Genomic DNA, 14,306 nt, shown 5'->3' on the forward strand with positions numbered 1-14,306 from the left:
GCGATGTACATCCCGCCCGCCTTCCGGCTCGAAGACCGCGATGCGACCCTCGAGACCATGCGCGCCAACCCGTTCGCCCTGCTGGTGGTGGCGACCGCCCGTGGCGAACTCGAGATCACCCACCTGCCGGTGCTGCTGGACGCGGATGGAGACGACCTGACCCTGCGCGGCCACGTCTCCAGGGCCAATCCGACGGCCGGCCTGATCGCGGGATCGACCGCCGAGGCCCCGGTCAGGGCGACGCTGGTGTTCTCCGGTCCGAACGCCTACGTCTCGCCGGACTGGTACGAAGCGGAGAACCAGGTGCCGACCTGGAACTACGTCGCGGTGCACGCGTCCGGCCCGCTGCAGCCCGTCGCCGAGCCGGCCGAGGTCGAGCGCCTGCTGGCCGATCTGTCGGCGGTGCACGAGGCGGCGCTGGCGCCGAAGCAGCCCTGGACCCTGGGCAAGATGGCGCCGGGCCTGCTCGAGCGGATGATGAAGGGCATCGTCGCGTTCCGGCTGCCGGTCGAGCGCCTGGAGGCCAAGGCCAAGCTGTCGCAGAACAAGGGCGAGGCCGACCGCGGCGGCGTGGTCGCGGCGCTCGACGCGCTCGGCGGCCCGGACGCGGCGGCGACCGCGGCCTGGATGCGGCGGCTGGCCGGGTAGCCGGTCAGGTCCGGGCGGCCAGCGCTTCCTCGACCGCCGTCGCCACGGCGTCGGCCGCCAGCGCCGGCGCCATGTGGCCGAGTCCGGGCAGGCAGCACGCCCGCGCGGTCGGCAGGCGCTGCGCCAGCCGTTGTGCGAAGCGGGCGGCCAGCGCCATCGAGCGGTCGCCGTACAGCACCGTGGTCGGGGTCGTGACCGTCGGCCAGAAGCCGGCCGGCAGCGTGTAGTCGGCGACCGTCGCGGTCTCGACCGCCAGCCGCTCGGCGTCGGCCAGCAGCCGCTCGCGCAGCTTCGGCGGCAGGGCGCCCCAGCGGGCCTCGTTCCAGGCCTCGATGAAGGCGGCCAGCGCCGGCTCCGGGTCGCCGCGGTCGACGCCCTCGCGGATCCGCCGGATCATCCCGCGCTCCAGGGCGCCGAGCGCCCGGTCCTCGGGGTCGTCGCGGTCGAGCGAGGCGTGGACGATCGGCTCGAACAGCACCAGCGCCGCCAGGTCGTCGCGGCCGGCGGCCGCCAGCAGCGCCGTCAGTCCGCCCATGGAATGGCCGAACAGCAGGACCGGCCGGCCGCCGGACCGCAGCGCCCAGCGCGCCACCGCCAGATGCGCCTGCACCGGATGGTCGGCGCCGGCCACCCGGGTGCCGCCGTAGCCGTGCAGGGCGGGGGCCACGATCCGCCGGCCCGGGCGCAGCAGCCGCTCGGCCAGCGGCCCGAAGCCCCAGGGGCCGGCGGCCAGCGCGTGCAGCAGCACCACCAGGTCCTCGCCGTCGCCCCACTCCAGGGTCTCGACGGTGCCGAAGTCGGTCTCGTGCAGGGGCATCGGGGCTCCGGGAAGACTGCGCTGCGAGAACAGGGGCGCTCAGGCCACGATCACCGCCTCGCCCGGCGGCTCGGCGTACAGCGCCTCGACGTCGGCGGCCCGGCGCTCCAGGGCGCCGCGCTGGTTGATGTAGCCCTTGTCGGTGATCTCGCCGGACTCGACGTCCGGCGGCTCGGTCAGCAGCAGGGCCCGGGTAATCGCGGTGCTGGACGAGGGATAGGCGGCATTGTGCGCCGCCAGGCCCCTGCGGACGGTCTCGCGCACCGCCGGGTGGGCCAGCACCGTGGCCGGGTCGGTTTCCTTCGGCAGCCCGGCGATCCGGGCGCACTCCCCGAGGTTCGGGAAGACCAGGATGGCGATGCTGTTCCGGTCCTGACCGGCAACCACCACGTCCTGGGCGACCGGCGCGCAGGCGGCGATGGCGGCCAGCCTGAGGGTGCCGGCGGCGACCCAGGTGCCGGTCAGCAGCTTGAAGTCCTCGGCCAGCCGGCCGTCGAACACCAGGCCGGCCTCCGGCCGGTCCGGGTCGGTCATCCGGACCGCGTCGCCGCTCTTCCAGAACCCCTCCTCGTCGAACGCCTCGGCGGTGCGCTCCGGGTCGTTCAGGTAGCCGGGGGTTATGTGCGGCCCGCGCATGGCGACCGACAGCTTGCCGGTCTCCGGCCGCAGCAGCACTTCGGAGCCGGGCACCGGCACCCCGATCACCCCGGTGTGCTCGGTCGGGTGGTGGGCGCCGATCGCCAGCGGCGCGGTCTCGGTCGAGCCGTAGCCGGTGGTGACCGTCGGCCGCCGGCCGGTCGCCGCCAGCCCGAGCGCCTCCAGCCGCTCGCGCAGGCTCTGCGGCAGGCTGGCGCCGCCGTAGAACAGCAGGTCGAGCTCGGCGAAGAACCGGTCGCGCAGGTCGGCGTCGGCCTCCAGGTACGGCAGCAGCGCGTCGTAGCCGCGCGGCACGTTGAGGTACAGGGTCGGCGACACCGACCGCAGGTTCTCGACGGTCCGGCCGATGTCCGACGGCACCGGCCGGCCGGTGTCGATGTGCAGGGTGCCGCCGCGGGCCAGCGCCATGTTGAGGTTGTGGTTGCCGCCGAAGGTGTGGCTCCACGGCATCCAGTCGACCAGCACCGGCGGCCGGCGCGTCAGGAACGGCCAGATCTGCGCCAGCATCTGCTGGTTGGCGCACAGCATGCGGTGGGTGTTGATCACGCCCTTCGGCCCGCCGGTCGAGCCCGAGGTGAACAGCACCTTGGCGACGGTCTCCGGGCCGAGTCCGGCCAGCCGGGCGTCGACCGCCGCGGTCTCCGGCGTCTCGGCGAGCGCACCGACGGTTTCCGGGTCGAGCACCGGCACCTCGCCGTCGAGGCCGAGGGCGGCGATCGCCCGGCCGAAGCGCTCGGGATCGGCGGCATAGACCGCCCGCGGCCGCAATCGGCCGGCCACCGCCCTGAGCCGGGCGAACTCGCCGGCGCCGACGGCGTAGGCGGTCGACACCGGGCACACCGGCAGGCCGGCGTACAGCGCCGCGAACTGCACCACCGCGTGGTCGATGGCGTTGTCGGAGATCACCAGGACCGGGTCGCCGACCGCGAGCCCCAGGTCGATCAGCGCCTGGGCCAGGCCGCGGGCCCGGCGGCGCATCTCGCCGAAGCCGATGCCGCGCCAGCCGTCGCCGTCGCGCTCGGCCAGGAAGACGCGGTCCGGGTGCTCGGCGGCGCGTGCCTCGAGATGATGGCAGAGCGTCGGCGGAAAGGCGCCGAGCGGGGTGCGCGAACGGAGCAGGACGCTGCCGTCGGGCCGGTCCTCCCGCGCGATGTCGGGCGTCGCGAACAGGCCGTGCACCGGCCACCTCCCTGTCTCGGGGGGCCGGTCCCGGGACGATGCGGCATTGGCATGTCCCCCGGCAGGCCCCATTTTCCGGAAAGGCTAGCGGGCCGGTGCGGCGTTGTCCAAGCCGCCGCATTGCCCGGGGACGGGGCCGCCGATATGGTGCGCGGCGAGCGAGCGAGGCGAGGAGACAGAGCATGGCGCGACGCAACTGGGCGGTCCGGGCGGTGTCGTTCGTGGTCGTGTTCCCGATCACCGTGCTGGTGATCCTGTTCGCGGTCTCCAACCTGGACGCCGTGCCGATCAGGCTGTGGCCGGTTCCGGGCGAGATCGAGGTGTCGCTGTCGCTGGTGGTGCTGCCGGCGCTCGGGCTGGGGCTGCTGATCGGCGAGGTGATCGCCTGGGCCGGCGAACTCGGGCACAAGCGGCGCGCGGATCGGGCGGAGAGGCGCGCCGAGGACCTGGAGCGCGAGATCGCCGTCATGCGCATCCGCGAGGAGGAGATCCGGGCCCGCGCCGTGCCGGCGGAGCGCCGCCCGGCCCTGGTCGACCGGCGCCCCGGGAAGGCCGCATGACACGTTTTCCGATCCAGTCCAAGGCGCCGATCCGGCCGAAGGACCGCATCCTCGTCGGCATCGACACCCCGGACCGCGGCGTCGCCATCGGCCTCGCCGAGCGGCTCGGCGACTCGGTCGGCGGCATCAAGCTCGGCATGGAGTTCTTCAACGCCCAGGGCCCCGACGGCATCCGGGCGGTCGCCGGCACGACGCCGCTGTTCCTGGACCTGAAGTACCACGACATCCCGAACACCGTGGCCGGTGCGGTGCGCTCGGCGGTCGCGGCCTGCCGGCCGCTGATCCTGAACGTCCACGCCGCCGGCGGCGGCGCGATGATGCGGGCGGCGGTGGAGGCCAACCGCGAGACCGCCGAGTCGGTCGGGATCGCCCGGCCCAAGCTGATCGCGGTGACGGTGCTGACCAGCCTGGACGACGGCGACCTGGAGGCGGTCGGGCAGCGCGGCCCGGCGGCCGAGCAGGTGGTGCGGCTGGCGCGGCTGGCGCAGGATTCCGGCTGCGACGGCGTCGTGTGCTCGCCACTGGAGATCGCCGCGATCCGGGCGGCCTGCGGCCCGGACTTCCTGCTGGTGGTGCCCGGCATCCGGCCGGCCGGCAGCGGCGACGACGACCAGAAGCGGGTGATGACGCCCGGCCGGGCGGTCGCCGCCGGCGCCGACTACCTGGTGATCGGGCGGCCGATCACCCGGGCCGACGATCCGGCCGGGGCCGCCCGGGTGATCGCCCTGGATATCGCCGCGGAAACGATGGGATGACCGGCGTCCTGGTCAAGATCTGCGGCATCAACGACCCGGTCGCGGCCCGTGCCGCGGGCGAGGCCGGGGCCGACATGGTCGGCTTCGTGTTCTTCCCGAGGAGCCCGCGCGCGGTGACGCCGGAGCGGGCCGTCGAACTGGCGCGCGAGCTGCCGGCCGGGATCACCCGGGTGGCGCTGCTGGTCGACGCCGACGACGCGCTGGTCGACGCGGTGGCCGCGACCGGGGTGATCGACCTGCTGCAACTCCACGGCAAGGAGAGCCCGGAGCGGGTCGCCGAGATCAAGGCGCGCACCGGCCTGCCGGTGATGAAGGTGCTCAGCGTCGCCGACCGGGCCGACGTCGAGGCGGCGCAGGCCTATGACGGCGTCGCCGACCGCATCATGTTCGACGCCAGGCCGCCGAAGGACATGGCCGGCGCCCTGCCGGGCGGCAACGCGCTGTCGTTCGACTGGCACCTGCTGGAGGGGCTGGTCCTGGCGACGCCCTGGACCCTGGCCGGCGGGCTGAACGCCGGCAACGTCGCCGAGGCGATCCGCCTGACCGGGGTGCGCTCGGTCGACACCTCCTCGGGGGTCGAGGACCGGCCGGGGGTGAAGAGCCCGGACAAGATCCGCGGCTTCGTGGCGGCGGCGAAGGCGGGGTAGCGCCGGACCGCCGCCCCTCGCGCCGTGCGCCCCCTTGCACCGCCGGGCATGCGGCCTTAAGACCGGGGACGGACACAGACCGCGCGAAACGAGAGGGCGTTCCATGGCCGCCACGGCCCAACCCAACAGCCTGCGCGCCGGACCGGACGCCGACGGGCATTTCGGGATCTTCGGCGGACGCTACGTCGCCGAGACGCTGATGCCGCTGATCCTCAGCGTCGAGAAGGCGTACGAGGAGGCCAAGGCCGATCCGGAGTTCCAGCGCCAGATCGCTTACTACCACACCCACTACATCGGCCGGCCGAGCCCGCTGTACTTCGCCGAGCGCCTGACCGAGCACTTCGGCGGCGCCAAACTGTACTTCAAGCGCGACGAGCTGAACCACACCGGCGCCCACAAGATCAACAACGTCATGGGCCAGGCGCTGCTCGCCAAGCGCATGGGCAAGACCCGGATCATCGCCGAGACCGGCGCCGGCCAGCACGGCGTGGCGACCGCCACCGCCTGCGCGCTGTTCGGCATGGAGTGCGAGGTCTTCATGGGCGCCGAGGACGTCGAGCGCCAGAAGCCGAACGTCGACCGCATGCGCCTGCTCGGCGCCAAGGTGCACCCGGTGACCTCCGGCTCCGGCACCCTGAAGGACGCCATGAACGAGGCCCTGCGCTACTGGGTCTCCAAGGCCGAGACGCATTTCTACATCATCGGCACGGTCGCCGGCCCGCACCCGTACCCGGCGATGGTCCGCGACTTCCAGTCGATCATCGGCATCGAGGTGAAGCAGCAGATGATGGCGGCCGAGGGCCGGCTGCCGGACACCCTGGTCGCCTGCATCGGCGGCGGCTCCAACGCCATGGGGCTGTTCCACCCGTTCCTGGACGACACCGACGTCGAGATCATCGGCGTCGAGGCCGGCGGCCTCGGGCTGAACAGCGGCAAGCACGCGGCCTCGCTGAACGGCGGCCGGCCGGGCGTGCTGCACGGCAACCGCACCTACCTGCTGCAGGACGACGACGGCCAGATCACCGAGGCGCACTCGATCTCGGCCGGCCTCGACTATCCCGGCATCGGCCCCGAGCATTCCTGGCTGAACGACATCGGCCGGGTGAAGTACGTGGCCGCCAACGACGAGGACGCGCTGCGCGCCTTCGCCCTGTGCACCCGCAAGGAAGGCATCATCCCGGCGCTCGAGCCGAGCCACGCCCTGGCCCATGTCGGCACCTTCATCGGCGACCGCCCGAAGGACCAGATCGTGGTGATGAACCTGTGCGGCCGCGGCGACAAGGACATGGACGCGGTCATGCCGAAGCTCGAGAAGATGGGGCTGCTGTGAGCGACGCCAGGGGTAAGGCGGGGGTCTCCCGCATCGATGCGAAGTTCGCGGCGCTCAGGGCCGAGGGCCGCGGCGCGCTGGGGATATTCGTCAGCGCCGGCGACCCGGATTTCGAGACCGGCCTGGCGATCCTGAAGGGCCTGCCGGGCGCCGGCGCCGACATGATCGAGTTCGGCATGCCGTTCACCGACCCGATGGCCGACGGCCCGGCGATCCAGGAGTCGAGCCAGCGGGCCCTGAAGGCCGGCATGACCCTGACGGGCGTGCTGGAGATGGTGCGGGCGTTCCGGGCCGGCGACCAGGACACGCCGATGATCCTGATGGGGTACTACAACCCGATCTACAGCTACGGGGTCGACCGGTTCATCGAGGATGCGCTGGCCTCCGGCGTCGACGGGCTGATCGTGGTCGACCTGCCGCCGGAGGAGGACCGCGAGCTCTGCCTGCCGGCGCTGGCCAGGGGCCTCGGCTTCGTGCGGCTGGCGACCCCGACCACCGACGACGTGCGGCTGCCGGCGGTACTCAAGAACACCGCGGGCTTCGTGTACTACGTCTCGATCATGGGCATCACCGGCACCGCCGAGGTGCCGACCGACCTGGTGACCAAGGCGGTCGAGCGGCTGAAGCGGCACACCGACCTGCCGGTCTGCGTCGGCTTCGGCATCACCACCCCGGAGCAGGCGGCCGGCATCGCGCGCTGCGCCGACGGCGCCATCGTCGGAACGGCGGTGGTCAAGACCATCAAGGCCTCGCTCGACCACGAGGGCCGGGCGACCGAGGCGACGGTGTCCGATACCCTCGGCTTCGTGCGCGGCCTCGCCGACGGCGTGCGCGGCGCGCGGCGACCGGCACCGCACGCATGATCGGCGGGAGGCACACACCGTCGAATGCCCCCGTGGGTCCCGGCTCTCCGCGGCTCTGCCGCTGCGGCCGGGATGAGGGCTTCGGGGATGTTTCGCTCTTCCGTCCTCATCCCGGACCGACGCGCGGCCGGCGCGGCGGAGCCGGGACCCACGATGCGGGGACGGAGGTCCTGGGACGCTTGACGGGGGCACGCCCATGAACTGGATCACCAACACGGTCCTGCCGAAGATCCAGGCGCTGGTGCGCCGCGAGGTGCCGGACAACCTCTGGCACAAATGCGTCGCCTGCGGGCAGATGATCTTCCACCGCGACCTGGAGCAGAACCTGCACGTCTGCCCGGAATGCGGCCACCACCTGCGGATCGGGCCGGTCGAGCGGATGAAGATCCTGTTCGACGACGGCAAGTACGACACCATCGAGCTGCCGCGGCCGGCGGTCGACCCGCTGAAGTTCCGCGACAGCAAGCGCTACTCCGACCGGCTGCGCGAGGCCCAGGCCAAGACCGGGCGCGGCGACGCCATGGTGGTGGCGCACGGCACGGTCGGCGGGATCGTGACGGTCGCGGCGGTGTTCGACTTCGGCTTCATGGGCGGCTCCATGGGCACCGGCGTCGGCGACGCCCTGGTCCGCGCCGCCCGGCTGGCCGAGACCCAGGACGCCGCCCTGGTGGTGTTTCCGTCCTCGGGCGGGGCGCGAATGCAGGAAGGCATCCTGTCGCTCATGCAGATGCCGCGCACGGTCGCCGCGGTCGACCGCCTCAAGGAGAAGGGGCTGCCGTTCGTCGTGGTGCTGACCGACCCGACCACCGGCGGCGTCACCGCGTCGTTCGCGATGCTGGGCGACATCCACCTGGCCGAGCCGGGCTCGATCATCGGCTTCGCCGGCCAGCGGGTGATCCAGGAGACCATCCGCGAGCAGCTGCCCGACGGCTTCCAGAAGGCCGAGTACCTGCTGGAGCACGGCATGGTCGACGCCGTGGTGTCGCGCAAGGAGCTGAAGGCCACCCTGGCCCGCATCCTGCGGCTGCTGATGCGGCCCGGGCCGGTAGCGCAGATCGTGGCGATGCCGCAGCCGGACCTGGAGATCCCAGCCCGCGCCGAGGCCGGCAACCCGGAGGCCGCCCAAGCCGGGACGGGCAAGTCCGCGGGTGAAAGGGCCGGGACCGAGAAGGACGGGGCGTCCGGCAAGGACGGCGGGAAAGCGACGGAGCGCGTCGCGGATACGAAGGCGCCGCCCGACGACCCCCGCTAGGGTTCACATGCCGGGCCGGCGGCGTGCCGGCCCCTGACCGGAGGATCCTCCGATCGTCGCACCGCTTTCCGTCGCCCCCGAGACCATCCTCGAGCGCCTGCTGAGGCTGCACCCGAAGGCGATCGACCTGTCGCTCGGCCGGATGCAGGGCCTGCTGGACGCCCTCGGCAATCCGGAGCGCGCGCTGCCGCCGGTGATCCACGTCGCCGGGACCAACGGCAAGGGCTCGACCTGCGCCTATACCAGGGCGATCCTCGAGGCCGCCGGCCACCGGGTGCACGCCTACACCTCGCCGCATCTGGTGCGGTTCAACGAGCGTATCGTGCTGGCCGGCCGCGAGATCGACGACCCGTCGTTCGCCGAGATCCTGGAGGAGTGCGAGGCGGTCAACGCCGACGCCCCGATCACCCTGTTCGAGATCACCACGGCGGCCGCCCTGCTGGCGTTCGCCCGCACCCCGGCCGACGCGCTGGTGCTGGAGGTCGGCCTCGGCGGCCGGTTCGACGCCACCAACGTGGTCGGCCGGCCGGCCGCCGCCGCCATTGCGCCGGTGTCGATCGACCACCAGCAGTATCTCGGTGACACGCTGGAGCTGATCGCGTTCGAGAAGGCGGGCATCCTGAAGCCTGGCGTGCCGGGCGTGATCGGTATCCAGGACCCGCGGGCGCTCGCGGTGATCGAGGCGCGGGCCGCCGAGGTCGGCGCCCCGCTGACCCGCTGGGGCCGGGAGTTCTCGGCCCGGCTGGAGGGCGAGCGCCTGGTGTTCGAGATGGACGGGGTGCGCGAGACCCTGCCGCGGCCGGCGCTGCCGGGGGCGCACCAGATCGGCAACGCCGCACTGGCGCTGGCCGTCTGCCGGACGGTTGCCGCGGAGCTGGCCAACGCGCCGGTCGACCGGGCCCGCGGCCTGCTGAGCGCGACCTGGCCGGCGCGCCTGCAGCGGCTGACCCGCGGGCCGCTGCTCGCCCGGGTGCGGCCGGACTGGTCGCTGTGGCTCGACGGCGGCCACAACGAGGACGCCGGCCGGGCGATCGGCGAGCATGTCGCGGGCTGGCGGCGGGCCGACCCCGAGGCGCCGGTCCACCTGATCCTCGGCATGCTGAACACCAAGGATCCGCGCGGTTACCTGCGGCACTTCGCCGGGCTGGTCGACAGCGTCGCCACCGTGACGATCCCGGGCGAGCAGGCGTCGCTCAGCGCCGAGGACGCGGCGGCCGCGGCCCGCGACGCCGGGGTTCCCGCCACCACGGCGGCCAGCGTGGCCGAGGCGGTGGCCCGGGCCGGCGCGGACCCGCGGCCCGGCGGCCGGGTGCTGATCGCCGGCTCGCTGTACCTCGCCGGCAAGGTGCTCGCCGACCACGGGTGACCGGCGCGGCTGCGCCGGGCCAATCCGTCCGGAACGGCGAGAAGGGAGGGGAGAGCGCCGGCCGCTTGCTGCCCCTCTGCCGTCATTCCGGACAGGCACGCCAGGGGCAGGACTGGCCTGGAATTCCTATCGTGACGGGCGCCCAAAAACAAAACGGCCTCGCCGAAGCGAGGCCGTAAGCGTCGCACACACGCTTATGGGTATCAGATCGACGACTCGATCCAGGCCTTGAGATCGCCCTTCGGGAGTGCGCCGATCTTCATGGCGGCCACTTGGCCGTCCTTGAACAGCATCAGGGTCGGAATGCCCCGGACCCCGTAGGCGGCGGGGGTCTTGGGGTTGTCGTCGATGTTGACCTTGGCGACCGTGACCTTGTCGCCGAGCTCGCTCGAGATCTCCTCCAACGCGGGGGCGATCATCTTGCAGGGCCCGCACCATTCTGCCCAGAAGTCCACGACCACGGGCTTGTCTGACTTCAGCACGTCGTCGTCGAAGGAGCCGTCGGATACCGGGACCGTCGCCATCGAGTCATCCTCTCCAAGAATGCGTTCCGGCAGAATCTAGGAACGCGCGGTTGGGGGGTCAAGCATCGCCGCACGGCGGCGCGGAAGTCGGCGGCTGCCCAGGCGATCGCACCGGGGGGTCAGGGCAGCTCCATCAGGCGGGGACCGTCGGTCCACACCAGTGCGCACCGTATCCGTCGGTCTGGATAAAGGTCGGCGAGCAGGGTCCGGTAGGTGCGCATCTGGCGCCGGTATGCTTCCGGAACGGCATCGACGCTCGCCGGTGCCGGCCGGTTGGTCTTGAAGTCGACCACCAGGACGGCGTCGCCGGTGATCACCAGCCGGTCGATTCGCCCGGACACCACCTCCGGCCCGTCCGGACCGGGGACCACGCCGACCACAGGGACCTCGGCGCGCGAGCCGGGGGCGAACGCCGCCGCGAACGCCGGGTCGTCGAGCACCGCCAGCGCCTCGGCGAGCCAGGCCTCGGCGGTCTCCGGTTCGAGGCCGTGCATCGGGCGCGCCAGGAACCGGCGGCCGGCCTCGGCGCGCTGCCCCGGGGCGAGGTCCGGCAGGGTCTGCAGCAGCCGGTGCAGGATCAGGCCACGCTTGAAGCGACGGCCGTCGTCGGCGTCGAGCGGCGAGCGCACCGGCGGTTCCTCGCCGGCCGGCCGCGACGGGGCGAGCGGCCGCGGCGGGCTCGGCTCGGGGACCGACGGCGGCCGGAACGCCCAGTCGGGCGGCGGCGGGACCGCGGCCACCGTGTCGGCGGCCGGCGGCCGGACATCGGCGGCCTGGGCGGTCTCGATCACCAGGGTCGGGGCGGCCTCCGGGTCGACGGGGTCGGGCACCGGTACGGCGATCGGCTCCAGCCCGCGCCGGATCAGCTCGTACCAGTTGCCGGCGGTGGCTTTCCGGCGGCCGTTCCAGCCGCACACCACCAGCCGGTCCTCGGCCCGGGTCATGGCGACGTACAGCAGCCGCCGGTATTCCTGGTCCTGGCGTCGGCGGGCCTCGGCGCGGGCGGCCGCGGACACCCGGTCGGCTTCTTCCGCCGACGTGGTCCACAGCGGGATCTCGGCGCCGCCGGCGTCGGCGTGCCAGAGCCACCGGTCCTGCAGCTGTGGCACCCGCAGCGTGTCCGGCAGGATCACGATCGGCGCCTGCAGGCCCTTGGCGCCGTGCACGGTCATCACCCGCACGCTGCCGCCGGCGCCCTCCAGCTCGCGCTTCACCTCGAAGTCGCCGGCCGCCAGCCAGTGCAGGAAACCCTGCAGCGACGGCGTGCTCTCGCGCTCGTAGGCCAGCGCCTGGGCCATGAACTCGTCGATCGCGTCCTCGGCCTCGTGGCCGAGGCGCCGCACCAGCCGCTCGCGCCCGCCGCGCGCCAGGATGCGCTGGAAGAAGTCGTGCGGCGGCACCCGGTCGGCCAGGCCCAGCCACTCGCCGAACCGGCGGTCGGCCTCCAGGAAGACGCCGCCCTCGGCCGAGCGCCGGCGCAGCTCGCGCCAGACCCGCGGCTGCTCGCGGCCCTGGCAGAGGTCGTAGAGCTGGTCCTCGGTCAGTCCGACCAGCGGCCCCTTCAGCACCCCGGCCAGCGTCAGGTCGTCCTCCGGCAGCAGCACGGCGCGGCCGAGCGCCACCAGGTCCCTGACCGCCATCTGGTCGGTCAGCACCAGCCGGTCGACGCCGGCGACCGGCACCCGGGCCCGCTTCAGGGCGGCCACCAGCTCGTGCACGAACGGCCCGCGGCGCTGCACCAGCACCATGACGTCGCCGGCCCCGACCGGCCTTCCCTTCGACGGCAGCGGCGTGCGGTCGTCCAGCCAGCCGCGGATCCGGTCGGCGATGCCCTGGGCCAGCCGGGCCCGCGGCTCGTCGGCGGAGCGCCTCTCGACCGGCGGCGCCCAGGGCGCGCTGCCCTCCGGCTCGACCGGGTCGACCAGCGGCCAGATCTCGACCCGCCCGGCGTGGCCGGTGCGCACCGCGTTGTGGACGATCGGCACCGACCCGCCGTCGGCCTCGATCTCGGCGACCCCGTCCTGCGCCTCGGGCAGGGCGAACACCGCGTCGACCGCCTGCAGCACCGCGTCGGTCGAGCGGAACGACTGCTCCAGCGGCACCCGGCGGAACAGCTTGCCGGCGTCGGCCACCCGGGTGGCGAAGTGGCTGCGGGCGGCGCCGAAGCCGGCCGGGTCGGCGCCCTGGAAGCTGTAGATCGACTGCTTGACGTCGCCGACCGCGAAGATCGTGCGCTCGACCGGCGGGTGCCGGCCCCCGGAGTGGCGAGACTCGTGAGCCCCCGATCCGGCGAAGAACTCCTCGGCCAGGGCGCGCACGATGTCCCACTGCGCCGGGCTGGTGTCCTGGGCCTCGTCGATCAGGATGTGGTCGAGACCGCCGTCGAGCTTGAACAGCACCCAGGCCGCCACGCCCGGCCGCTGCAGCAGGCTGCGGGCGCGTTCCACCAGGTCCTCGTAGTCGAGCTCGGCGCGCCGGGCCTTGGCGGCCTCGTAGGCCTCGATCACGGCGGTCGCGAGGGTCAGCAGCGCCACCGTCCGCTCGGCGGTGGCGCACGCCTTCCGCATTTCCTCGACGGCGACCAGCCGCTCGGCCTCAGCCAGCAGGGTGTCGGCGGCGGCCGCGTCGAAATCCAGGGTGCCCTTGGTCGCTTGTCGGGCCAGCGGCGTACCGTCCTGTTTGAGGAACTGGTCGCGGTACTCGTCCCAGCGGTTGGCCCGCTGCTCCGCGTCCTGCAGCGACAGCCAGTCGGCAATCACCGGAGCGCGCCGCACGTCGGTCTTCGCACCATGCGTCAGCGCTTCGGCGGCGCGGCGCAACGCCGGGGCGTCGAACGCCCGGGACGCGCAGGCCGCGAGCAGCAATTCGCGATCGCCGGTGCCGGGTGCGATGCCGAGCCGGCGGTGGATCGCCGCCGCCAGGCCGTCGGGCCCGCCGGCCGCGCCGAGCGCGGCACGCAGCCGGGTGCGGGCGGCGAGCACGGCGCGCATCAGTTCGCGGAACTGGTCCTGGTTGGCCTTTCCGGTGATCACGCCGAGAGCGTCGGCCAGCTTGGACTCCTCGGCCGTGCGGGCGCGCGCCAGCACATGCGCCTCGGCGTCGGCCAGCAGCCCGGCGCTGGCCCGGTCGTCGGCCAGCCGGAAATGCGGCGGCACCCCGGCCTCCAGCGGGAACCGGCCGAGCAGCGACTGGGCGAAGGCGTGGATGGTCTGGATCTTCAGCCCGCCCGGGGCGTCCAGCACCTCGGCGAACAGCCGCCGGGCCTTGGCCAGCCGGCGGCGGCTGGGCGTGGTGCCGGACAGGGCGGCGAGGTCGTCGACCAGCTCCGGCTCGGGCACCACCGTCCACTCGGCCAGCCGGCCCTGCAGGCGGGTCGCCATCTCGGCCGCCGCCGCCTTGGTGTAGGTCAGGCACAGCAGCCGCTCCGGCGAGGCGCCGTCGAGCAGCAGGTTCAGCAGCCGGTCGGTCAGCACCTTGGTCTTGCCGGACCCGGCCGACGCCGCCACCCATGCCGAGGCGGCCGGGTCGGCGGCGGCGCGCTGCCGCTCGCTGGCCAGCGCGATGACGGTGGCGTCGGTCATGACGACGGCTCCCGGCGAAGGAGCGGCGGGTGGGTCCCGGCTCTTCGCGGCTGCGCCGCTTCGGCCGGGATGACGTCAGAAGAAATAACCGACGTCATCCCGGTCCGGGGTGCCGCAGGCGGACCGG

Annotated in this window: 12 protein-coding genes; 8 read left to right on the forward strand and 4 right to left on the reverse strand. The window is 73.5% G+C overall.

Annotated features, from left to right (window positions below):
* Positions 1 to 3 precede the first annotated feature (3 nt).
* A complete protein-coding gene (locus IE246_RS01940; protein ID WP_189987221.1) occupies positions 4 to 648 on the forward strand; it encodes an FMN-binding negative transcriptional regulator in 645 nt (214 codons plus the stop codon).
* A gap of 4 nt (positions 649 to 652) precedes the next feature.
* On the opposite strand, the gene IE246_RS01945 is transcribed toward IE246_RS01940, so the two are convergent.
* Both IE246_RS01945 and IE246_RS01950 read right to left on the reverse strand, forming a co-directional pair.
* Positions 653 to 1,465, reverse strand: coding sequence for an alpha/beta hydrolase (locus IE246_RS01945; RefSeq protein ID WP_189987222.1), 813 nt, complete (start codon positions 1,463 to 1,465; stop codon positions 653 to 655).
* A 39-nt stretch (positions 1,466 to 1,504) separates the two neighbouring features.
* Entirely contained in the window at positions 1,505 to 3,301 is a 1,797-nt protein-coding gene (locus IE246_RS01950) for a feruloyl-CoA synthase (protein ID WP_229836220.1), read from the reverse strand.
* 182 nt (positions 3,302 to 3,483) lie between these two features.
* Here IE246_RS01950 and IE246_RS01955 point away from each other — a divergent pair, with 182 nt between their 5' ends.
* The 7 genes from IE246_RS01955 to IE246_RS01985 all read left to right on the forward strand — a co-directional run bounded on the left by IE246_RS01955 (position 3,484) and on the right by IE246_RS01985 (position 10,074).
* A complete protein-coding gene (locus IE246_RS01955; protein ID WP_189987224.1) occupies positions 3,484 to 3,861 on the forward strand; it encodes a LapA family protein in 378 nt (125 codons plus the stop codon).
* Complete coding sequence (gene pyrF / locus IE246_RS01960; protein WP_189987225.1) at positions 3,858 to 4,616, forward strand: orotidine-5'-phosphate decarboxylase; 759 nt, start codon at positions 3,858 to 3,860, stop codon at positions 4,614 to 4,616. Before IE246_RS01955 ends, pyrF begins: the two co-directional genes overlap by 4 nt.
* Entirely contained in the window at positions 4,613 to 5,263 is a 651-nt protein-coding gene (locus IE246_RS01965; protein WP_189987226.1) for a phosphoribosylanthranilate isomerase, read from the forward strand. Before pyrF ends, IE246_RS01965 begins: the two co-directional genes overlap by 4 nt.
* 103 nt (positions 5,264 to 5,366) lie before the next feature.
* Positions 5,367 to 6,593: a tryptophan synthase subunit beta gene (gene trpB, locus IE246_RS01970; RefSeq protein ID WP_189987227.1), complete on the forward strand. Its 1,227-nt coding sequence runs from the start codon at positions 5,367 to 5,369 to the stop codon at positions 6,591 to 6,593.
* Positions 6,590 to 7,456 carry a tryptophan synthase subunit alpha gene (gene trpA / locus IE246_RS01975; protein WP_229836232.1) on the forward strand — a complete coding sequence of 289 codons (867 nt, stop codon included), beginning with the start codon at positions 6,590 to 6,592 and terminating at the stop codon, positions 7,454 to 7,456. The genes trpB and trpA overlap by 4 nt, the downstream gene beginning before the upstream one ends.
* 196 nt (positions 7,457 to 7,652) lie before the next feature.
* Positions 7,653 to 8,708 carry an acetyl-CoA carboxylase, carboxyltransferase subunit beta gene (gene accD, locus IE246_RS01980; protein WP_189987228.1) on the forward strand — a complete coding sequence of 352 codons (1,056 nt, stop codon included), beginning with the start codon at positions 7,653 to 7,655 and terminating at the stop codon, positions 8,706 to 8,708.
* A 142-nt stretch (positions 8,709 to 8,850) separates the two neighbouring features.
* Complete coding sequence (locus tag IE246_RS01985; RefSeq protein ID WP_229836235.1) at positions 8,851 to 10,074, forward strand: bifunctional folylpolyglutamate synthase/dihydrofolate synthase; 1,224 nt, start codon at positions 8,851 to 8,853, stop codon at positions 10,072 to 10,074.
* Positions 10,075 to 10,277: 203 nt separating this feature from the next.
* Here IE246_RS01985 and trxA read toward each other — a convergent pair whose 3' ends face one another.
* Together trxA and addA are read right to left on the reverse strand one after the other, a co-directional pair.
* Positions 10,278 to 10,598, reverse strand: coding sequence for a thioredoxin TrxA (gene trxA, locus IE246_RS01990; protein WP_189987229.1), 321 nt, complete (start codon positions 10,596 to 10,598; stop codon positions 10,278 to 10,280).
* Between the two features lie 119 nt (positions 10,599 to 10,717).
* On the reverse strand, positions 10,718 to 14,179 hold the full coding sequence (gene addA / locus IE246_RS01995) for a double-strand break repair helicase AddA (protein ID WP_189987230.1): 3,462 nt from the start codon (positions 14,177 to 14,179) through the stop codon (positions 10,718 to 10,720).
* Positions 14,180 to 14,306 lie beyond the last annotated feature (127 nt).

It is taken from the genome of Thalassobaculum fulvum (assembly GCF_014652915.1).
GTDB lineage: Bacteria > Pseudomonadota > Alphaproteobacteria > Thalassobaculales > Thalassobaculaceae > Thalassobaculum_A > Thalassobaculum_A fulvum.